General features: G+C 60.3%; 16 protein-coding genes. 2 read left to right on the top strand and 14 right to left on the bottom strand.

The genetic code is table 11. The annotated features are described in order from the left end of the window. Window position 1: 1 nt before the first annotated feature. The 14 genes from ABH912_RS17925 to glnE all read right to left on the bottom strand — a co-directional run bounded on the left by ABH912_RS17925 (window position 2) and on the right by glnE (window position 17,098). The gene (locus ABH912_RS17925) at window positions 2-958 is read right to left on the bottom strand and encodes a glycosyltransferase family protein (protein ID WP_429511283.1); all 957 of its coding nucleotides are present in this window, start codon (window positions 956-958) and stop codon (window positions 2-4) included. Continuing rightward, on the bottom strand, window positions 955-2,385 hold the full coding sequence (locus ABH912_RS17930; protein ID WP_429511284.1) for a PIG-L deacetylase family protein: 1,431 nt from the start codon (window positions 2,383-2,385) through the stop codon (window positions 955-957). The genes ABH912_RS17925 and ABH912_RS17930 overlap by 4 nt, the downstream gene beginning before the upstream one ends. An 8-nt stretch (window positions 2,386-2,393) precedes the next feature. Beyond that, complete coding sequence (locus tag ABH912_RS17935; RefSeq protein WP_429511285.1) at window positions 2,394-3,290, bottom strand: antimicrobial resistance protein Mig-14; 897 nt, start codon at window positions 3,288-3,290, stop codon at window positions 2,394-2,396. Next, window positions 3,290-4,420: a glycosyltransferase gene (locus tag ABH912_RS17940; protein WP_033055468.1), complete on the bottom strand. Its 1,131-nt coding sequence runs from the start codon at window positions 4,418-4,420 to the stop codon at window positions 3,290-3,292. Before ABH912_RS17940 ends, ABH912_RS17935 begins: the two co-directional genes overlap by 1 nt. Beyond that, window positions 4,404-6,161, bottom strand: a complete 1,758-nt coding sequence (locus ABH912_RS17945) for a carbamoyltransferase family protein (protein WP_429511286.1) — start codon at window positions 6,159-6,161, stop codon at window positions 4,404-4,406. Before ABH912_RS17945 ends, ABH912_RS17940 begins: the two co-directional genes overlap by 17 nt. 173 nt (window positions 6,162-6,334) lie before the next feature. Beyond that, window positions 6,335-6,670, bottom strand: coding sequence for a YceK/YidQ family lipoprotein (locus tag ABH912_RS17950; protein ID WP_429513123.1), 336 nt, complete (start codon window positions 6,668-6,670; stop codon window positions 6,335-6,337). Window positions 6,671-6,836: 166 nt separating this feature from the next. Beyond that, window positions 6,837-8,288 carry a lipopolysaccharide kinase InaA family protein gene (locus ABH912_RS17955; protein ID WP_429511287.1) on the bottom strand — a complete coding sequence of 484 codons (1,452 nt, stop codon included), beginning with the start codon at window positions 8,286-8,288 and terminating at the stop codon, window positions 6,837-6,839. After that, complete coding sequence (locus tag ABH912_RS17960) at window positions 8,288-9,040, bottom strand: lipopolysaccharide kinase InaA family protein (RefSeq protein ID WP_429511288.1); 753 nt, start codon at window positions 9,038-9,040, stop codon at window positions 8,288-8,290. Before ABH912_RS17960 ends, ABH912_RS17955 begins: the two co-directional genes overlap by 1 nt. Further along, the gene (locus tag ABH912_RS17965; protein WP_033055461.1) at window positions 9,037-9,771 is read right to left on the bottom strand and encodes a lipopolysaccharide kinase InaA family protein; all 735 of its coding nucleotides are present in this window, start codon (window positions 9,769-9,771) and stop codon (window positions 9,037-9,039) included. Before ABH912_RS17965 ends, ABH912_RS17960 begins: the two co-directional genes overlap by 4 nt. Then, window positions 9,771-10,577, bottom strand: a complete 807-nt coding sequence (gene rfaP / locus ABH912_RS17970) for a lipopolysaccharide core heptose(I) kinase RfaP (RefSeq protein ID WP_033055460.1) — start codon at window positions 10,575-10,577, stop codon at window positions 9,771-9,773. Before rfaP ends, ABH912_RS17965 begins: the two co-directional genes overlap by 1 nt. Then, on the bottom strand, window positions 10,577-11,698 hold the full coding sequence (locus ABH912_RS17975; RefSeq protein ID WP_223432815.1) for a glycosyltransferase family 4 protein: 1,122 nt from the start codon (window positions 11,696-11,698) through the stop codon (window positions 10,577-10,579). Before ABH912_RS17975 ends, rfaP begins: the two co-directional genes overlap by 1 nt. Continuing rightward, complete coding sequence (gene waaC, locus ABH912_RS17980; protein ID WP_429511289.1) at window positions 11,698-12,759, bottom strand: lipopolysaccharide heptosyltransferase I; 1,062 nt, start codon at window positions 12,757-12,759, stop codon at window positions 11,698-11,700. Before waaC ends, ABH912_RS17975 begins: the two co-directional genes overlap by 1 nt. A 1-nt stretch (window position 12,760) precedes the next feature. Beyond that, window positions 12,761-13,795: a lipopolysaccharide heptosyltransferase II gene (gene waaF / locus ABH912_RS17985; protein WP_033055457.1), complete on the bottom strand. Its 1,035-nt coding sequence runs from the start codon at window positions 13,793-13,795 to the stop codon at window positions 12,761-12,763. A 363-nt stretch (window positions 13,796-14,158) separates the two neighbouring features. Then, the gene (gene glnE / locus ABH912_RS17990) at window positions 14,159-17,098 is read right to left on the bottom strand and encodes a bifunctional [glutamate--ammonia ligase]-adenylyl-L-tyrosine phosphorylase/[glutamate--ammonia-ligase] adenylyltransferase (RefSeq protein WP_429511290.1); all 2,940 of its coding nucleotides are present in this window, start codon (window positions 17,096-17,098) and stop codon (window positions 14,159-14,161) included. Window positions 17,099-17,481: 383 nt separating this feature from the next. Between glnE and aceE the strand changes: the two genes are divergently transcribed. Beyond that, entirely contained in the window at window positions 17,482-20,127 is a 2,646-nt protein-coding gene (gene aceE / locus ABH912_RS17995) for a pyruvate dehydrogenase (acetyl-transferring), homodimeric type (protein ID WP_033055454.1), read from the top strand. Between the two features lie 11 nt (window positions 20,128-20,138). Beyond that, window positions 20,139-22,103, top strand: coding sequence for a dihydrolipoyllysine-residue acetyltransferase (gene aceF, locus ABH912_RS18000; protein ID WP_429511291.1), 1,965 nt, complete (start codon window positions 20,139-20,141; stop codon window positions 22,101-22,103). The last annotated feature ends 199 nt before the right edge of the window (window positions 22,104-22,302 follow it).

Genomic DNA, 22,302 nt, shown 5'->3' on the forward strand with positions numbered 1-22,302 from the left:
TTCACAGCCCCAGCGACAAGCGTAATTTTTCTTTCCAGCCCAGCGGGACGTGCTCGCGTAGCGGCGCACGCAGGGCGTCGACAATCGCATGCCCTACAGCCCGGAACGTGTAACGCTCCTCTACCAAAGCCTGTCCGGCCAATGAAATCGTCTCGGTCAGCTGTGGGGACTCGCGCAACACCGCCAGTTTTTCCCTGAGTTCGTCGCGGGTTCGATAGAGCACGATGTTGTGCATATCGACAAACCCCAGCGCGCGATTCTCTGCTTCCCCTTGATCGTAAGCAAACAGCACACAACCACAGGCCATGGCCTCGAAATTCTTGATCATGTATTCGCCCATGCCGACGTCGGCACTCACGAAGTAACGGATCCGGCTCAACGTCTCGCAGTATTCCTCACCCGACTTGGTGCGGGTGATCAGCAGGTTCTCCACTTCGGCCACGGACTCAAGCATGGCCTTGCGCCCGGCATACGCCACGCTGTTGAGACTGCCGACAAAACCCAGCTCGATATCCCGTTCACGCTGGCAGTTTTGCAACAGCGCCTGATCGTAGCCCTTGGGCACGAAATGCGCGTCAAACCCTTCATCACGCAAACGCTGGCTGACCATGAAGCCCGAGCTGATCACCCGCGCCCAGGGTAGCTTGCGGTAATGCGCGCTGAACTTGCCGGTGTACTTGCACGGGATGTAATTCTGGTACGCGTCGTGTTCCAGAATAACCAGATTGGGCAGGGTCTGGATGAACCTCACCTGTCTGATTTCTTTTTTGAAGCGCAGAAAAAAAACAATCCGGTCGTAGCGGGTCACATCGACATGCTTGCGAAAGTATCCACGCAAGTCGTCCTGCTCCGCGCTGGTCAGCTCACGCTTGTCGCAGTCGCAGTGCTCGGCGATACCGTCATACAGTCGATCGAGGATCGCTCGCTGCTCTTTCTGCACCAGAAACAGAACTTTCAATTGGTCTCTCTCTTTCCAGACAGCTCTTGGACCCAGAATAATTCGTGGCGTCGCACCGCTTTTCGGAAGAACTCGTTTTCGCCGAAAGCCGGCCAGTGTCGGGCCGCCAGACAACGTTGGATCGCCCGGCGAAGCAGACGCTTGAGGGGAAGTCGGGGCTGAAGGTCGTGCATCATGCCCAACGACATAGCCTTGTGCCACTGCTTTTCGGTCGACAGACACAGCGCCCAGGGCCGCAACGGTTCGTGATTATTGATCTGTGGTGGCAGTGTCACGCCGGTGCTGGCATCACCCATTGGCCAGCGATCGTTGTCGTGTAGATGATTGGCGTAATGCAACAAGGTTTCGGGCTGCCAGGCGGTTCCGTTCAGTGCCTGCATCACCGCTTGCTGTGAGCATAGATGGTCTGGGTGCGGGTCGAAACGCGGATGTGGCAAAACGATGACCTGGGGCTGGATACGCTCGATCAACTCACTCAGGTCGGCCAGCAGATTGTTCCAGGACGGTATGCCATCGACGTCACTGCCCAGGGCAAACGGATTGAACCGTCGAAAATATCGGGTATCGCCAAGCTGTGCCTCACGGGACACCACGGCCTCGGCCGGCGCGCTTTGCATGGCGGGCAATTGCAGGCAGAAATACCCCAACTGAATACAGCGTTCCTGAGGAACGCCGCCCCACAGCGGCACGCTGATGCTATCCCAGGCGCGAAGCGAGCCTTTCAACCGGGACGCTTCGACGCCATTGAGCCCCATCTGCTGATAGTGCCCGGCCTCGATTTCACCGGCGGTCAAGGTCACGATCCAGCTTTGGCTGGCGCTGCTGTACAAACCGAATGCAGCCAACTCGGCATCGTCGGCGTGGGGCGCGATCACCATCACTCGCTGACGACTGTAATCCGGATACTCGAATGCCCTGAGTACCGGCTCACCCAGCAGTCGGCAGAAACGCCCGCGCAGGCGTAGTTCACCTTGCGACAGAACCTGCGCCTGACCACTGAGGTTGAGGTAACGCAGGCCGTTCACACCACGTTCGAAGGTTTGTCGGTCTGGGTTATCTCCCCCCGACAACTCGACCACGGGATCGATAAAGCGTCCCAGCCAGGTGCTTTTTATCCGCAGCGCCAAAACCAGCGTGGCGTCGTCGACCAGCATGACGCCGTCGTCCAGACGCAAACGCTCACCGTCAAGGTGAACCTTGGGCTGCTGGGTGTACGGTGGAAAGCTGTACTGGTAATCGTCTTTGGGCGAATAAAACAGGTGGTCGGCGAACCAGGCCTCGTGGGCAATCCAGCCTAGAACCGCGAGCACCAGCGGCAGCCACCAGGTCACCAGCACACCCGTGGCAATCAACAGCACCAGCGCGATGAGCAGACCGACGCGTTTGTTGCGCCGATGGCGCTTGAGCAATTGCTGTTTGCGGTTCATGGGCTGACTCATACGGTGAACACCGGCACAGGATTGCACCAGCGATCCTTGTATTCACGGTCGGCGCGACCGAAAGAAAAGCGCAGCGGTTTGTCCAACGCCCGGGCATGCTCCCAGGCGCTTTGCGTATTGAGAAAACTCAGCACGCTGCCCGGACTGAATTCGCGGGTTTCGGGATCGACGCCGCCGTTGATGTACTCGACGCTGATCCACTGCGGTGTCTCGACACGGTAGACCAGTTGAATCGCTATTGGCGCATCGTTGAGGAAAATCACCGAGCCGATCAGCAAATCACGCAGCAACTCGATGACCTCAGCCATGCGCTCGGCCCCCGTCGCCGGGAAGCCCCAGCGACGCTGGAACAGATCGCAATAGATCGCCGCCAGTTCACTGCTGGAAAACTCGGCGACAGGCCGAACCACTCCGCCCGCTTCCTCCAGCAATCGCAATTCACGGCGCTGGTTGTAGCGAAACTTCTTCGACAGTTCTTCGGGAGTGCGGGCCATCGCCAACTGTTCAGCCTGCAACTTGATGCCGGTGAAGCGGCCTTCATTCAGTGCCGACAGGTAGCGTCCACGATGACGCAGCGGCGCTTGTGCATCGGCAGCGGCCGGCAGGATGAACTCGGCATTGCCGAGGTCGAACAGACCTTTTTTACCGCAGCGCTTGAGCACGTCCTTGGACAAGGCGAGGTCGCGCCCCCAAGTCGGGATCGCGGCTTTGACTTCACCGTTTTGCTCCCAGGCCAGGTAGCGCACAGGAATGTCGGCCAACTGCGCAAGCCGCTCGACCACCATGGGATGAGTGGCGACGCTGCCGCCATATCGTTGCCAGGCTTGAGCATATGTCGAGGCGTCGACTACCGCCCAGCCACGTTCGCGCCAGCCTTGAAATCGGTTGAGCATCAGCCCCTCGGCGCCAGTTCGGTAACGTGCGGCAAACGCCAGAAAGCATCGCGCACCGCGCGGTCGGAGAAGCGCTCACGCAAGCGATCGAGCATCAGCTCGGCGCACTGGTGACGTTGCTGCTCGTCCATCGCGGCCAGATGTTGCAGCCCTTGAGCCAAGTGTTCGGCATCGCCCAGCGGGAACAGAATACCAACGCCCTCGACCACTTCTTTCGCCCCGCCACACGCCGTGGCGAGCAAGGGCACACCGGCGGCCATGGCCTCCAGCAGCACCATGCCGAACGGTTCGTGATCGGAACTCAGGGCAAACACATCGAAGGCACGGAAATAACGCCGAGCCTCAGGCACCTGACCGAGAAACAGCACGCGGTCGCCGATACCCAACTCACGGGCCAGGGCCTTGAGGTCCTGTTCCAGTCGACCGGCACCGAGAATCACCAACTGGCTGCTGGCCGGCAAACCCGGCAACGCCGCGGCAAAACCGTGCAGCAGCGTGGTCTGATCCTTGTCCGGATGCAGCCGTCCGACATTGCCGACAACCCAGGCATCCGGCGCCAGACCGAGGGTTTCCCGGGCCTCGCGAACCGACACCTGACTGTCCTGCAAGGTCTGCACATCGATACGGTTATAGAGCGTCTGAATCCGCGCCGCCGGCCACTTTGGCAGGCAATGGCGCATGTCGTCGCGCACGGCATCGGAAACCCCGAGCAGGCTCAGGCGCTTGCGGAAAATATTCGCGAAGAGTTTACGTGTGCCGCGTTTGTAATCGTCAAACGCGTGATGCACGCCAATCACCGGCAACGACGTGCCGAGCAAGGCGATATAAATAGGTTTGAAACGGTGAGCGATGCAAAAACTGAAATTGCGCGAGGCGGCGATCTTGCGCAGATCGCTGATGGCGCCCAGCTTCAGGCCACGAATGGCCTTGGAGCTGTATTCCATGAACAGCACTTCATCTGAAGCACAGCCCGCGGCGACTTCGGCATCGGCAGACCCGGTCAAAAACACCGTGGTCACTCGATAACCGGTCCCCGCGAACAGGCTGGCGTACTGCCGGGCACAGTCCAGAAACGGCCCGTCATAGCCGTGACAGAACTGCAGCACATGGCGTTCAGCCGAGCGTGTCATATGCGTCCGCGCCCTCTTTGACCACCAGGATGTCTTCCATGATCAGATACTGTAGATCGGAACCGAAGAACATGTTCAGGGCGTCCGTCGGCGAGCAGATCATCGGTTCGCCACGACGGTTGAGCGAGGTGTTCAGCGACACGCCGTTACCGGTCAGCATTTCCAGCGCCTTCATCATGTCGTAGTAGCGCGGGTTGTATTCGCGCTTGAGCACCTGGGCCCGCGAGGTGCCGTCTTCATGGACGACTTCCGGCACGCGGGTCTTCCACTCTTCCGCCACTTCAAAGGTGAAGGTCATGAACGGCGCCGGGTGATCGATCTTGATCATCTGCGGTGCGACGGTGTCGAGCATCGACGGGCAGAAAGGCCTCCAGCGCTCGCGGAACTTGATCTGGTGGTTGATGCGGTCAGCCACGCCAGTTGCACTTGGGCAACCGATGATCGAACGACCGCCCAAGGCGCGCGGACCGAACTCCATGCGGCCCTGGAACCAGGCCACCGGGTTGCCGTCGACCATGATTTTGGCGATGTTTTCCGGCATGTTCTCAAGCTTGCGCCATACCGGCTTGCTCGGGTGACGGGCGCATGCAGCGAGGACGTCTTCGTTGGTGTACGACGGGCCGAGGTAGACGTGTTCCATCTTCTCGACCGGCACACCACGGGCGTGGGACACATAGGCCGCCGCGCCGACCGCGGTGCCGGCATCGCCGGACGCCGGCTGCACGAACAGTTCTTTGACGTCATCGCGGGCGATGATCTTCTGGTTCAGCTTGACGTTCAACGCACAGCCACCGGCGAAGGCCAGCTTGCCGGTTTCCTTGAGCACGTCGCCCAGGTAATGGTCGATCATCTGCAGCGAGATCTTTTCGAACAGCGCTTGCATGCTTGCGGCGTAGTGGATGTACGGCTCGTCGGCGATGTCGCCTTCGCGCTTGGGACCCAGCCACTCGATCAGCTTCGGCGAGAAGTAGAAACCTTTGCCCTTCTCTTTATAACGACGCAGGCCGATGACGTTGGCGTAGTCGGTGTTGATCACCAGCTCGCCGTTCTCGAACGAAGCCAGGCGCGAGAAATCGTATTTGCTGGCATCGCCATACGGCGCCATGCCCATGACCTTGAACTCACCGTCGAGCATCTCGAAACCGAGGAACTCGGTGATCGCGCCGTACAGGCCGCCGAGGGAGTCCGGATCGAAGAATTCCTTGATCTTGTGGATCTTGCCGTTTTCGCCGTAACCGAAAAAGGTCGTGGCGTACTCACCCTTGCCGTCGATCCCGAGGATCGCGGTTTTCTCTTTGAAACCGGAGCAGTGATAAGCGCTGGAGGCGTGAGCCAGGTGATGCTCGACCGGTTCGATCTTGATTTTCTTCGGATCGAAGCCCAATTGCTCGAGGCACCAGACAATCTTGTTGCGATAGCGCTTGTAGCGACGGTTACCCATCAGGATCGCGTCGAGCGCGCGGTCCGGGGCGTACCAGTAACGCTTGGCGTAATGCCAGCGAGCCTTGCCGAACAGGCTGATCGGCGCGAACGGAATCGCTACCACATCAACGTCGGATGGCTTGATGCCGGCCTGCTCGAGGCAGAACTTCGCCGACTCGTAAGGCATGCGGTTCTTTGCATGTTTATCGCGCACAAAGCGCTCTTCCTCAGCCGCCGCGACCAGCTTGCCGTCGATGTACAACGCTGCGGAAGGATCATGGCTAAGGGCGCCGGACAGGCCAAGAATCGTCAATGCCACAGGGGTCTAGCCTCTTTAGTCTGCATGCAGGCGCAAGGCGCCTCAAAGATTAATGTGCCCTCGCAATGGGCGAGTGGCAGCTAAAGGGCGGGATTATAGCGTAAACATGGCGGGAATGACCCAGTGCATATTGCCCCCGCAAAGATGATCCGGGCGAAAGCAGGCGGCACTGCTTATCCGCGGCCTGACCTCCAGTAAATACTGATATTGCCGTCGGTAGCTTGCCGGTAAACCGTATAAGGCAGGAGGACGGTGTCGAAAACACCCGAGAGGGTGAAATCCACCAATATGAACGGCAAAAGAATACCCGTGGGATCAGGCGCTGCGTTTAATACGCAAAAGTCGTAGGCCAGGCCGCTGTAAATACGCGGTATGGATTGACAGTAAGTCTTTTGTTTTCTGAGGCTGCGAGCCGCATCCTCGTCATCCTGCAGCACCGTAAGGGCGGTCCCGCAGCCTGATAAAACCAGTGCAAAAGTGCTCAGTAACACCGTTATTTTTATCGTCAAAATCTGCCCTCCGAGAACGACAGGCAAACTAACATCGCGGCTATTCAGGGCACAGTTCACGGACTCCGTAGATCATGTAGGACATTTCATAAGAACCTGTCCCAATGACATCGAAAAGCCCGCACAAGGCGGGCTCGGTACTACAGGGTTGTGGGCAAGCTCCGACTTACGCGGCGCTGTCGACATTTTTGGGAACGCGCTGATCAATGACCTGATACAGCGCACTGCTCTCAGGCCAGTTCCGCATGAACCTTGCCCGATCCCGCGCATAGGCCGGGGCGAAGCTGCTGAGCGAGGCATGCTGACACATAGAATCCAGATCAATCAGCGCCCAGCGATCGTGCTGCCAGAACAGGTTATGCCCCTTGAAATCCCCATGACTGATCCGCTCGCCAATCAGCTCGGCAAACAAATGATCCAGCGCCTGCAACTCGGCTTCCGGTGCCTCACCGCTTTCAACATAAGGCGCAAACCGCTCGATGATGTCCGGCCCCGGCAAATACTCGGTCACCAGATAAGCCCGACTGCGCAACCAGAGAAAACGCTTCTCCAGCAACGCCAACGGCTTGGGCGTGGCAATGCCGAGAAACGCCAGGCGATTGCCTTCGCGCCAGGAATGCCAGGCACGGCTCGGACGCCAGAAGCGTTTGAGCCAGTGGGCAAAACCCTTGATGTTGTAGCGTTTGATCACCAGCGTACGACCAGCCACCTCGACCTTGCCGACACTCGCCGCGCCGCCGGTCTTGTACAGATGGCCCTGATCGAGCAGCGCATCGGCCTGCGCCAGCACCGGCAGCATCGCCGCTTCTTCCTCGCGGCGAATCGCCCGCAAGCCGAACGCTCCGCGCTGGACGCTGAACAGCGTGCATTCGCGGCCAACCTTGATCAGGAAGTCCTTCAGGCGCCAGCTGCGCACCTTGTTGATCTGCTTCTGCAACGCTTCCATCGGCAAGGCATGCTCGCCGTTGCTCAGCAGGTAATACACCAGCAACTCTTCGGTGTAGGGTTCCAGCGTCTTGGGCAACTGGGCAAAAAACACCCCGAGGTTTTCCAGGACTTTCTGTCGCGAGAGCGGCTGGCCAGGCGTTTCGGTACAGATCCCGGCACCGTCGATCAAATACAGCCGACCGCCCTGGCGCAGCAGGTTGTCCAGGTGCAGGTCTTCCTGCCACAAGCCCTTGCGGTGCAATTGACCGATCGCACCCAGCGCATCGGCCAATACCGCCGATTGCTCATCCGCCAGCATCGGCAAGTGCTCGACCCGTTTCCAGGCATCCCCAAGGCTTTCGGCGCCTTCAAGAAAATCGAATAGCAGCCAACCGCCTTCGCCGTCCTTCAGGCCATCAGCCAGCAACAACGGCGTGGTCAACCCCTGAGCCGCCAGCAACCGCACGCCGTCCAGCTCACGCTGAAAATGCCGCGCCGCTTTGCTGCCGACCAACAACTTGGCCAGCACCGGTCGCCCGCGCCAGACGCCGGCACCGACATAACGCTGCCCCGGCAACACCCGCAACAGACTCAGCAACTGCAACTCGGCAGGGCCGGCGGCATCGGCCAGTGGAATGTTCAGCGGCAGGCGCGGGCTGCGGCCAGCGTTTTTCAGTTCGGACAAACGCATCAGCGCGCCTCCTTATGACTGCGCCGCGCGGACAGTCGCGCAAGCCAGCTGTCGATCAGCGAACTGTCTTGCGATTGATCCAGATAGGCGGCCAGCAGCTCACGCAACTGCGCTTCGCTCCACTCAGGCGCCCGACGCACCAACGGCTCCAGGTCTTTGGCCCGGTCACGCAGACCAAACAGCAACGGCCGGGTCTTTTCCAGGTCGATCAGCTGGGCCAGGTAACCGTCGCCGGTGGCCTGGAGAAAAATGTGCTTGGGGTAGAAGCAACCGTGAACCTGACGCGCGCCGTGCAGGCGCCGAGCCAATAGCCCACAAGCCTTCAGAATGGCCGAATGCTGCGCCGAACTTAGGTCCGACCAGCGCTGCAACAACGAATCCAGGTCATCCCAACCATCCAGGGCACGGGTCAGCAGAATCGCCCGGACTTCGCCGTCGACTTTGCGCTCACCGAAAAACGCTGCTTTCAGCGCTGGAATTCCGAATCGCTCATAGCGACTGATATTGCGAAACTCACGGGCAAAGCTCGGCTCGCCAAAGGGCGCATGCAAGGTGCGCATCTGGTAGTTGCTCTGGCGCTTGAGGTAGTAGCCATGACCCTCCAGATCCAGCCGAAACACGCTGCTCCAGCCACCGCGAGCGGTGTTGGGCTCATCCACAGCGTCGAGCTGCTTGGCCCAGAGTGCGTCAAAGTTGCCGAGACCGTGACGCTCAAGCAGAGCACGGTCTTCAGCCGCCAGAAAATCAGTCATTCGCGTCCCTCGAAAAATCTCACCACGTGCCGGATCCGCTTTTTGTCGGCGGCATTCAGCCGATCACACTGGCGGTATTGCAGGTAAAAGCGCAGGCGCTGGGTAGCCGACAAGTGATACTTGGCGACCTTGTCCAGACAGGCCAGGTCCTTGGTGATCCGGTACTTGAGCCAGAAGCCGCGCCAGAAATCGCCATTGGGACAGTCGATCAGAAATAGCCTGGCATCTTCGTCGATCAGCAGGTTGCGCCACTTCAAATCGTTATGGGTGAAGCGGTGGTCGTGCATGGTCCGGGTATAACCCGCCAGCTGCCGGCTGACGTTATCGACCCAGGCGCGATCCGCCAGTTTCGGATCATGCCGCTCGGCCAGTGCCGACAAGTCTTCGGTATGCGGCAGCTCACGGGTGATCATTGCCCCGCGATCGTACGCCGCACCGCGACGTTCCAGGCCCCAGGCCACCACTTCGGCGGTGGGAATGCCCCACTTGGCGAAGCGCTTGAGGTTCTGCCACTCGGCCTTCACCCGGGGTTTTCCCAGGTAGCGACGCAGACCTTTGCCAGCACCCACGTAGCGTTTGACGTAATAGTTGACGCCATTGCGCTGGACGCGAATGACCTCGGACAACAGGTCGCGCGTCAGGCGTTCGCCCTGAAGCGCAAACACAGCTTCAAGACTGCCGAAATCTTCTGCCAGATCGCTGTACTCAGGCTCCAGTTTCCAACCCGCCATCAGAGCGCATCCCCGTATCGCTGTTTACGGTCGTAAAGTTTGTTGGCCTTGCCTTCGAGCCAGGCGAGCAGCCCGGCTTCCTCGCCCAGAATCTGGCGCAGGGGCTGCTGGAAATAACCCTTGAGGAAGCGCAATTTGTCGCGACGGGTCAAGCCGATGTCCAGGGCCGAAAAGTACAGCGCCGCCAGGTCCTTGTTGCGCCAGCGTCGGGTAATCGTCGGACGGGTCTGGGCGCGGTGCAGGTCGATCACCGAGAGCCTGAAATCATCGGCCGTCACCGGTTTGTCGGTGTGCAACAGAAAGTGGCAGATGTAGCAGTCGCGATGGTTGACGCCGGCGCGGTGCATCATGCCGGTCATGCGCGCGACTTCGGCGATCAGCGCGCGCTTGAGCTTTGGCTCCGGCGGGTGCTTGACCCAGTCGATGCTGAAATCTTCGAGGCTGACCGTGGGCGCCAGCTCTTCGGTGACGATGAACGAATGCTGGTCCGCCGGGTTGCTGCCCTTCTCGCCATAAGCCACGGCGGTCATGGTCGGCACGCCGACTTCTTGCAGACGCTGAATAGCCTTCCATTCCTGGCCGGCACCGAGCACCGGCAACTTGGCGGTGAGCAGGTTCTTGAAGATCTCGCCCCAGCCAATGCCACGGTGGATCTTCACGAAAAAGCCATTGCCGTTGACTTCGGTACGTAGGGTCCGGCGCGCTTCAAGTTCGCGGTATACCTCGCCCTGGAGGCCCTCGACTTCAGCGAACGGGTCGCGTCCGGCCCAGAGGCTCTTGAACGGTTCAGCCAGCATCAACTTCATTAAGCGTGCTCCGCCAGAATCACATCGGCCGCGTGCTGCGGCATGCTGTAGAGGTCGGCCGTCTCGGCGAAGGCCAGACCATTGCGGCTCCAGGCCGCCCGTGCTTGAGCGTCGTTCAACATGCCGGTCAGGTACTGAGTCAGCTGCGCCTGATCGAAAGGTTCGTCCAGCACCAGACCGGCGTCGGCCTCGGCGATGTAATGGGCGTAACCACACACCGCGCTCACCAGCACCGGCAACCCGGCCACCAGGGCTTCGAGCAACACAGTCCCGGTGTTTTCGTTGTACGCCGGGTGAATCAACAGATCGGCGCCAAGCAGAAAACGCGGGATGTCGCTGCGGCCCTTGAGGAACGTCACGTTGTCGCCGAGCCCCAATGTGGCGCTCTGCATCTGGAACAATTTGGGGTCGTCCTGACCAATTACAAATAGCCGGGTGCGTTTCTTCAGATCAGCGGGCAATGCGGCCAGCGCCTTGAGGCTGCGATCCACACCTTTGGTCTTGAACCCGGAACCGATTTGCACCAGCAGCAGATCATCGTCTTTCAGGTTGAATTCGCGGCGGAATTCGGCACGAATCTCGGCGGCATTGGCCGGCGCACGACGGTCCTGAGAGATACCTGGCGGCAGCAGATGGAAGCGTTCAAGCGGCGTGTCGTAATGCTTGATGAACAGCGGCTGCTGGACTTCGGAAATCATCAGCACTTCGGTCTTGGCATCCTTGGCGAACACCGCGCGCTCGTACTCGGCGAAGTGCCGGTAACGGCCCCAACGGCGGTACAGCGAGTTGCGCAGGTTTTGCGCCTTGTCTTCGAAGCAGCCGTCGGCGGCGTAGTAGACGTCCAGGCCCGGCATTTTGTTGAAGCCGATCAAACGGTCCACCGGACGCTTGGCCAGATCCGCTTCCATCCATTCGCTGAGTTTCTCGTTGCGTCGATGATTGAAGAACGCCTTGACCGGCGCCACCAACACTTCGAAGCCCGGCGGAATGTCGCCCTCCCAGATCAGCGTGTAGACCCGAATCTGATGGCCGCGCTGCTGACATTCCAGGGCGATACGCATGAAATCGCGCTGCAAGCCCCCGAATGGAAAGTACTTGTACAAGACGAATGCCAATTGCATCAGCGCAGCTCCTCAGCCAGTAACAACGTGCTCAGTCGGGTCGCGACACGCTCGGGATTCAGACGCGTGAAGCACAGGGGCCACTCGCGTTTAAGGTCAAACTGACGGGCATCTTCGGCCGTCGGTTGATAGGTACATTTCTTTTGCATACACGGTGCGCAGGGGAAGTCGCTGGCGATGTGAATCTGCGCTTTACCGTAGGCGCCGGTCAGGCCCGGGTTGGTCGGGCCGAACAGCGACAGCGTCGGAACGTCGAGCGCTGCGGCCAAATGACCAAGACCCGTATCCACCGCCACGCAGGCTTGCGCGCCGGCGAGCACTTTGCCGACACCCGCCAGGTTCAGCTTGGGCAGCACTTCGACGTGCCGCATGTCTTTGGCGATGCGCTCGGCCCGGGCTTTCTCGATCGGATTACCCCACGGCAACTTCACTGCAACACCCAGATATCCGACGCGCTCGGCCAACTCGCGCCAGTAGGCTTCCGGCCAGTGTTTGGTGTCCCACGTGGTGCCGTGCAGGAACACCACGTAAGGATTCTTGCGCGGCAATTCCACCAGTCGTTCGATGTTCAAGCCGTAATCGCCCAAACCTTTTGGCAGGTCGTAACCCAGGGCCAAGGCAAATAGCTGACGCACTCGCTCCACCGCGTGTTGCCCACGGGCCACGGCCAGACGCCGGGAATAGAAGCGTGCGGCAATCGGCTCACGGGCCGAGTTTCTATCCAGCCCGGCCACCGGGGCTTTGGCGTATCGGGTCAGCAACGCACTTTTCAGCAGGCCCTGGGCATCGATCACCAAGTCATATTTGTTAGCGCGAACGCTTTGCTTGAAGCGCTTCCACTCGCCACTCTTGATGGTCTGCCAGATGTTTTTGCGCCAGCGACGGATCGCCACCGGAATCACCTTGCCCACGGCCGGGTGCCAGGTCGGAATTTCGGCGAAGCCTTCTTCCACCACCCAATCGAACGTGATGCCGGGGATCGCCCGTGCCGCGTCAGTCAGCGCCGGCAACGCGTGAATCACGTCGCCCAGCGAAGAAGTCTTGATCAGCAGTACCCGCAAACTATTTGACCTCGACCACAGTGCCTTGCAAACGCTGCAAGGCTTCGTTCACCGCTTGCGGCATGAGCTGGCGCAGGCAGTTGTAATGTCCGAAGCGACACGTGCGATCGAAGCAGGGGCTGCATTCGATGCCCAGGCGCACGATCTCGACGTGCTCGGCCAGTGGCGGCGTGAAACCCGGCGACGTCGAGCCGTAAACCGCCACCAACGGGCGATTCAGCGCAGCGGCGACGTGCATCAGGCCGGAGTCGTTGGACACCACCGCGTCGGCGCAGGACATCAGGTCGATGGCTTCGGCCAGGGAGGTGCCGCCGCTGAGGTTCACCGACTCTTCACGCAAACCGGGAATCAGCCGCGAACGGATGTCTTCGCCGACAGCGTGATCGTTTTTCGAACCGAACAGCCAGACCTGCCAGCCTTCGCGGATCTTCGCTTCGGCAACCTTGGCATAGTGCTCGGACGGCCAGCGCTTGGATTCGCCGAACTCGGCACCGGGGCACAGCGCCAACACCGGTCGGTCGAGCGCCAGACCGAACTTGGCCATTGCCGCTTCGCGAGTGACCGGGTCAATTTGCAGGCTCGGCCGTGGATAAGGTGTCGGCAGCTCGGCACCGGACTCGTAAGCCAGGGCCATGAAGCGCTCGATCATCAGTGGATAACGTTCTTTATCCAGCGTGCGCACGTCATTGAGCAGGCCGTAGCGGAACTCGCCACGCCAGCCGGTACGTTTCGGGATGCCGGCGAAGAACGGCACCAATGCCGACTTCAGGGAATTGGGCAGCAGAATCGCCTGGTCGTACTGGCCGGCCAGGGATTTGCCGATGCGCCGACGCGTCGCCAGCTCCAAAGCGCCGTGACCGAGCGGAAAGCTCAAGGCCTGGCGTACTTCGGGCATGCGCTCAAGAATCGGCCGGCTCCACTCGGGGGCCAGCACGTCGATTTCGCATTGCGGGTGGCGCTGCTTGAGACACTGAAACAGTGTCTGCGCCATCACCATGTCACCGACCCAACTGGGCCCAACGATCAGAATTTTCATGTGGTTTCCATAAACGAGCCGGGGAGGCATACGCCTCCCCGCCTCGAGAATCCAGCACCTGCAGCCTTGGCTGTCAGGTCATTTGGACGAGCCGGTTGGGGCTCGTCAGATCAATTTATGCACATCGATGTCAATTTATACAAAAGGACCTGTGTCAATTCACACACATTGTTGACGCACATCTTTGTCAATTAACACAAATCTTTGTGGCGAGGGAGCTTGCTCCCGCTGGGCTGCGAAGCAGCCCCAAAACCTGCCATCGAATTCCGCCTGGCGCACCGCACCAGCTGAGTTACGACTGCTTCGCAGCCGAGCGGGAGCAAGCTCCCTCGCCACAAAAGCCCGCCACATTCCAAGTCAGCCTCAGCTTAGCCCCAGCTCGCGCCAGATCCGTACTACCTGCCGCCGTTCGTCCACGAACTGGTCGCCCGGTATCACCCCGGGGTCCTTCTGCAAGGCCTGCCGGTGAGCGGCGGAGCGGTAGGCTTTATAGGCCTCGCGCAACAGGCTGGCGTCTTCGACGGGCATCAGCCCTTCGTGTTCCAGCTCTTCCAGAATGCGGATATTGTCAGTCCAGCGCAGCAATGGCGGGTGCGATTCGGACCACGCCAGGGCCGCGTATTGCACCATAAATTCAATATCGACGATACCTCCGGCGTCCTGCTTGAGATCGAACGGCGCCGTGGCCTCGAAGGCATTTGCCCCAGTGCCCGCCGCGGTACTCTTGCTGCCAAGGTTATCGCGCATTTTGGCGCGCATCTCGCTGACCTCCTGGCGCAAGGTCGCCAGGTCCCGCGGCTTGCCCAATACCGCCGCGCGGACTTTCTCGAACGCCTGGCCGACGTCCGGGCTGCCCACCAGCACCCGCGCCCGCACCAGCGCCTGATGTTCCCAGGTCCAGGCTTCATTTTCCTGATACCGGGCAAACGCTCCGAGCGAACTCACCAGCAACCCCGACGCGCCGGACGGCCGCAGACGCATGTCCACTTCATACAGCTGACCGGAGTTGGTCTGGGCCGTGAGCAAGTGAATGATCCGCTGGCCCAGCCGAGTAAAGAATTGCGCACCATCGATAGGTTTCGGCCCGTCGGTTTCCGCCTGCGGGTCGCCATCGTGGATGAACACCAGGTCCAGGTCCGAACCATGCCCCAGTTCCAGACCGCCGACTTTCCCGTAACCGACAATGATGAAGCCGGGATCGCACAAGGTGCCGTCGGTGCGTTGCGGCGTGCCGTATTTGGCCACGGTCTGGCGCCAGGCCAAGGCCAGCACTTGTTCGAGAATCGCTTCGGCGAGCCAGGTCAGGTAATCACTGACCTTCATCAACGGCAGGCTGCCGGCGATTTCCGAAGCGGCGACGCGCAAGCGGTGCGCCAGTTTGAAATGCCGCAGGGCTTCCATTTGCTGTTCGAGGTCGTCTTCGGGAATCCGCGTCAAACGCTCGCGCAACTCGGCGGCCAGTTCCGGCGCCAGCGGCGGTTTGAACAGCCGACCTTCGTTGAGCAATTCGTCGAGCAGCAGCGGGAAGCGGGTGATCTGTTCGGCGATCCACGGGCTCGCGGCGCACAAGGTCAACAAACGTCGCAGCGCGCCGGGGTTTTCGGTCAGCAACACCAGATACGCGGAACGACGGGCCACGGCTTCCACCAACGGCAATACCCTTTCCAGCACCAGATCCGGATTGGCGTGCTCCACGGCCTGAGCCAGCAGCCGCGGAATAAAGGCATCGAGGCGTTCACGCCCCAAGCGCTGCATCGCGCGCAATTGCGGACTGCTGCGCAAGCCAGCCAAGGCTTTCAAAGCCTTGGAGGCATCGACGAAGCCGCCCTCTTCCAACTGACGGCAAGCGGCCTCTTCATCCTGAGCCTCTTCCCACAGCGGCAGCCATTCACCGCCGACCACCACTTCGCTTTCGGTGCCTTCCTCTTCGTCGGGATCGGCGATCACCTGACCGAAGTGCCAGGCCACGCGGCCACGCCAATACATCAGCTGTTCATGGAAAGCCTCCCAGTCGGCGAAGCCCAACATAAAGGCAATGCGCGCCTGATCCTGAGCGCCGTCCGGCAACATCTGGGTTTGGCGGTCGGCAATCGCCTGGATCGCGTGCTCGGTGTACCGCAGGAATTCGTAGCCTTCGCGCAGTTCGCTGATCACCGCCGGCGGCAGGTAACCCTGACCTTCCAGCGTGCTCAGTACTTTTAATAGAGGACGTTGCTGCAAGCTCAGGTCGCGGCCGCCGTGGATCAGCTGGAATGCCTGGGCGATAAATTCGACTTCGCGGATGCCGCCGGAGCCGAGTTTGATGTTATCGGCCATGCCCTTGCGCCGGACTTCCTGCTGGATCAATTGCTTCATGGTGCGCAACGCTTCGATCGCCGAGAAGTCGAGGTAACGCCGGTAAACGAACGGCCGCAGCATCTCTTGCAATTGCGCACCGGCGACTTGATCACCGGCCACCACCCGCGACTTGATCATCGCGTAGCGTTCCCAGTCGCGCCCCTGATCCTGGTAATACTGCTCCAGCGCGTTGAAGCTCAACACCAATGCGCCGGCCGAACCGTAAGGCCGCAGGCGCATGTCGACGCGGAATACAAAACCGTCGACGGTCATCGGGTCCAGGGCCTTGATCAGGCGCTGGCCGAGACGGATGAAAAATTCCTGGTTATCCAGCGAGCGTTTGACCCCGACGGTTTCGCCGCCTTCGGGATAGGCGAAGATCAGGTCGATGTCCGACGACAGGTTGAGCTCCACCGCACCGAGCTTGCCCATGCCGAGAATGACCATTTGCTGCGGCTCGCCGCTGCGCCGCCCAGTCGGCACGCCGAACTGCTGACAATGCCGCGAGTACAACCACTGATAGGCCTGATCGATGCTGGCATCGGCCATGTCCGAGAGGTCGCGGCAGGTCTGGATCAGATCGCACTGACGATTCAGGTCGCGCCAGATGATCCGCACTTGATGACGGGTACGTTGACGACGCAGGGCGCGACCGAGCCCATCGTCGGTTTCCGCGGCATTCACCGCTGCCGCAATCTGTGCGCACAGCTCGCCGGGCGCAAAACTTCGGTCCAGCTCACCGGACTGCACCAGCTCCAGCAACATCAATGGGTCACGGACACTTTGTTCAATCACGAAGTCGCTGGCAGCGGTGACGCGGGCGAATTGCGCCCAGCGTTCAGGCGTCCAGCCGGCCAGGCCATGGTCGTCATCCAGCCCGGCGGCGGCCGCACGGAACGACTGCTCGGCACGGGTGACAAACGGCAGGAGAACGCCGGGCAGTTCGGCAAGCGAAGGGAGGCTCATGGTCTATCCTTGATCGGCGTGTGGAGGGCTGCATGTAGTGATTCGCGAGAATGCACTACCTGATCGACTGTCGAACAAAGGTTAGAAATAGCTGAAATTTCTTTATTTTTGGCAGACAGCATCAAGCTTTCACCTTTTCTGGTTGGCAAAAGACCAACCTTAACGATTATTCTCACAACGCAGCTGGAGGCCACAAGCCGCTCATCTGTAGTTTTACTACTCGTATATACATTCGAAAGGCTGAAATGCCCGATGATTTGTAGTAAAACTACACGCCGCCGGAACAACCTCTCGGCAATCCAAGAATTTATATCGTCTGCCCACAAGGCCAGTCGCAAACTCAGGCAACCGATTCTGGAAGCCTTTCCGCCCTGGAGCAAGCCATGCAAGACCTCGATCCCGTCGAAACCCAGGAATGGCTGGACGCCCTGGAATCGGTTCTCGACAAAGAAGGCGAAGACCGCGCTCACTATCTGATGACCCGTATGGGCGAACTCGCAACCCGTAGCGGTTCGCAATTGCCTTACGCCATCACCACGCCATACCGCAACACGATCCCCGTTACCCACGAAGCACGCATGCCTGGCGACCTGTTCATGGAACGCCGCATTCGCTCGTTGGTACGCTGGAACGCGATGGCCATGGTGATGCGTACGAACCTGAAAGATTCTGACCTGGGCGGTCACATCTCCAGCTTCGCCTCCAGCGCAACCCTGTACGACATCGGCTTCAACTATTTCTTCCAGGCCCCGACCGACGAACACGGCGGCGACCTGATCTACTTCCAGGGTCACACCTCGCCAGGCGTTTACGCCCGTGCGTTCATGGAAGGCCGCATCACCGAAGACCAGATGAACAACTTCCGCCAGGAAGTGGACGGTCAGGGCCTGTCGTCCTATCCGCACCCTTGGCTGATGCCTGATTTCTGGCAGTTCCCGACCGTATCCATGGGTCTGGGCCCGATCCAGGCGATCTACCAGGCACGCTTCATGAAGTACCTGGAAGCCCGTGGCTTCATCCCTGAAGGCAAGCAAAAAGTCTGGTGCTTCCTGGGCGACGGCGAGTGCGACGAGCCGGAATCCCTGGGCGCGATCTCGCTGGCTGGCCGCGAGAAGCTCGACAACCTGATCTTCGTTATCAACTGCAACCTGCAGCGCCTTGATGGCCCGGTTCGCGGCAACGGCAAGATCATCCAGGAACTCGAAGGCGTGTTCCGCGGTGCTCAGTGGAACGTGACCAAAGTCATCTGGGGCCGTTTCTGGGACCCACTGTTGGCCAAAGACGTCGACGGTATCCTGCAACGCCGCATGGACGAAGTCATCGACGGCGAGTACCAGAACTACAAAGCCAAAGACGGCGCGTTCGTACGTGAACACTTCTTCAACTCGCCAGAACTCAAGGCAATGGTTGCAGACTTGTCCGACGACGAGATCTGGAAACTCAACCGTGGCGGTCACGACCCGTACAAGGTCTACGCGGCGTACCACGAAGCGGTCAACCACAAAGAACAACCGACCGTCATCCTGGCCAAGACCATCAAAGGTTATGGCACCGGTGCCGGCGAAGCGAAGAACACTGCGCACAACACCAAGAAAGTTGATGTTGAAAGCCTGAAGCTGTTCCGCGATCGTTTCGACATTCCGGTCAAAGACTCCGAGCTGGAAAACCTGCCGTTCTTCAAGCCAGAGCCAAACAGCGCCGAAGCCCGCTATCTGAGCGAGCGTCGCACTGCACTGGGCGGTTTCGTGCCTCAGCGCCGCGCCAAAAGCTTCGACATCCCGACGCCATCGCTGGATACCCTCAAGGCCATCCTGGACGGCTCGGGCGACCGTGAAATCTCCACCACCATGGCCTTCGTGCGGATCCTCGCGCAACTGGTCAAGGACAAGGAAATCGGTCCGCGCATCGTTCCGATCATCCCGGACGAAGCCCGTACCTTCGGTATGGAAGGCATGTTCCGCCAGTTGGGCATCTACTCGTCCGTCGGCCAGCTCTACGAGCCAGTCGATAAAGACCAGGTGATGTTCTACAAGGAAGACAAAAAGGGCCAGATCCTCGAAGAAGGCATCAACGAAGCGGGCGCCATGAGCTCCTTCATCGCTGCCGGTACTTCGTACTCCAGCCACAACCAGCCAATGCTGCCGTTCTACATCTTCTACTCGATGTTCGGCTTCCAGCGTATCGGCGACCTCGCCTGGGCCGCTGGCGACAGCCGTACCCGTGGCTTCCTGATCGGCGGCACCGCCGGCCGGACCACGCTGAACGGCGAAGGCCTGCAACACGAAGACGGTCACAGCCACATCCTGGCTGCCACCATCCCGAACTGCCGCACCTTTGATCCAACCTACGGCTACGAGCTGGCGGTGATCATCCAGGACGGCATGAAGAAGATGACCGAAGAGCAGCAGGACGTTTTCTACTACATCACCGTGATGAACGAGTCCTACCAGCAGCCAGCCATGCCGGCCGGTGTCGAGGAAGGCATCATCAAGGGCATGTACCTGCTCGAGGAAGACACCCGCGAAGCGGCGCACCACGTTCAGCTGATGGGCTCCGGCACCATCCTGCGCGAAGTTCGCGAAGCGGCGAAAATCCTGCGTGAACAGTTCAACGTCGGCGCTGACGTGTGGAGCGTTACCAGCTTCAACGAACTGCGTCGCGACGGCCTGGCCGTAGAGCGCAGCAACCGTCTGCACCCGGGCCAGAAGCCTAAACTGAGCTATGTCGAAGAGTGCCTGAACGGCCGTCAAGGTCCGGTCATCGCGTCTACCGACTACATGAAGCTGTTCGCTGAGCAAATTCGTCAGTGGGTCCCGTCCAAGGAATTCAAAGTCCTGGGCACCGACGGTTTCGGCCGCAGTGACAGCCGTAAGAAGCTGCGTCACTTCTTCGAAGTCGACCGTCATTTCGTGGTGTTGGCAGCCCTGGAAGCCTTGGCTGACCGTGGTGACATCGAACCTAAAGTGGTGGCTGAAGCCATCGCCAAGTTCGGGATCAACCCGGAAAAACGCAACCCACTGGACTGCTGAGGAGACACTCTGTGAGCGAACTCATTCGCGTACCTGACATCGGCAGCGGTGAAGGTGAAGTAATCGAACTATTTGTGAAGGTCGGCGACCGTGTCGAAGCCGACCAGAGCATCCTGACGCTTGAGTCGGACAAGGCGAGCATGGAAATTCCTGCGCCCAAGGCCGGCATCGTCAAAAGCATCAAAGTGAAGCTGGGCGATCGCCTGAAAGAAGGCGACGAACTGCTGGAGCTGGAAGTCGAAGGTGCCGCTGCTGCCGCCCCTGCGGCTGCCGCTGCCCCGGCTGCCAAAGCTGAAGCGAAACCGGCTGCTGCTCCTGCCGCGGCCCCAGCTCCGGCTGCCGCACCTGCTGCCGCTTCGGTTCAGCAAGTGCATGTTCCGGATATCGGTTCGTCGGGCAAGGCCCAGATCATCGAGATCCAGGTCAAGGTCGGCGACACCGTCGCGGCTGATCAGTCGCTGATCACCCTGGAATCCGACAAGGCCAGCATGGAAATCCCTTCGCCCGCCGCTGGCGTGGTCAAGGCCATCAGCGTCAAGCTCAACGATGAAGTCGGTACTGGCGACCTGATCCTGGATCTGGAAGTGGCGGGTGCTGCGGCACCGGCTGCGGCCGCTCCAGCTCAGGCAGCTGCACCGGCCGCCGCTGCTCCAGCGCCAGCCGCTGCGGCCCCGGCTGCACCGGTTGCTGACAGCGTTCAGGACATTCATGTCCCGGACATCGGTTCGGCAGGCAAGGCCAAGATCATCGAAGTCCTGGTCAAGGCCGGCGATACCGTTGAAGCCGATCAGTCGCTGATCACCCTGGAATCCGACAAGGCGAGCATGGAAATTCCATCGCCTGCCGCTGGCGTGGTGGAAAGCGTTTCCATCAAGCTGGACGACGAAGTCGGTACCGGCGACCTGATCCTGAAGCTGAAAGTCAAAGGCGCTGCGCCTGCTGCTGCCCCGGCGACCGCCGCTGCTGCTCCTAGCGCTCCAGCTCCTGCTCCAGCCGCCGCTGCGCCTGCTGCTCCGGCACCGGCTGCACCTGTTGCTGCACCGGCCAAGCCGGGCGCCAAGGTTCACGCTGGCCCGGCTGTACGCCAACTGGCCCGTGAGTTCGGCGTTGAACTGAGCGCGGTCAGCCCAAGCGGCCCGCACGGTCGTGTGCTGAAAGAAGACGTGCAGGTTTACGTCAAAGCCATGATGCAGAAGGCCAAGGAAGCACCGGCCGCCGCTGCTGGCGCAACCGGCGGCGCGGGCATCCCGCCGATTCCGGTCGTGGACTTCAGCCGCTTCGGTGAAACCGAAGAAGTGCCGATGACCCGCCTGATGCAAATCGGCGCGTCGAGCCTGCATCGCAGCTGGCTGAACATTCCACACGTGACTCAGTTCGATTCGGCTGATATCACCGACCTGGAAGCGTTCCGTATCGCTCAGAAAGCCGTTGCCGAGAAGGCTGGCGTCAAGCTGACCATCCTGCCATTGCTGCTCAAATCCTGCGCGCACCTGCTCAAGGAACTGCCGGACTTCAACAGTTCGCTGGCACCAAGCGGCAAAGCGATCATCCGCAAGAAGTACGTGAACATCGGCTTCGCCGTCGACACCCCTGAAGGCCTGCTGGTACCGGTCATCAAGAACGTCGACCAGAAGAGCCTGTTGCAACTGGCAGCCGAAGCCGCTGTGCTGGCCGCCAAGGCCCGCGACAAAAAGCTCACCGCTGACGACATGCAAGGCGCCTGCTTCACCATTTCCAGCCTCGGCCACATTGGCGGCACCGGCTTCACGCCGATCGTCAACGCGCCGGAAGTGGCGATCCTCGGTGTTTCCAAGGCAACCATCCAGCCAGTCTGGGACGGCAAAGCCTTCCAGCCGAAACTGATGCTGCCGCTGTCGCTGTCCTACGATCACCGTGTGATCAACGGCGCCGCTGCTGCACGCTTCACCAAGCGTCTGAGCGACCTGCTGGCGGACATCCGCACCATCCTGCTGTAACACCGATCGGCCCTCCTTCACCGGAGGGCCCGTCGCGTTCCACGTTTTCCGAGCGCCACGCTCGTACCTCAACCCCGCCAGTTTGGCGGGGCTTTTTTTGCCTTGAAGAAAGTCACCCAACACCCCTTTCCTACATTCGCGGCTTACGTTGCCCACAACTCCAGTCCACTTCCTCTCGATATTTCTTGCAAGCCAATAA

This window comes from Pseudomonas sp. BT76 TE3572, from assembly GCF_050435365.1.
Taxonomy (GTDB): domain Bacteria; phylum Pseudomonadota; class Gammaproteobacteria; order Pseudomonadales; family Pseudomonadaceae; genus Aquipseudomonas; species Aquipseudomonas fluorescens_W.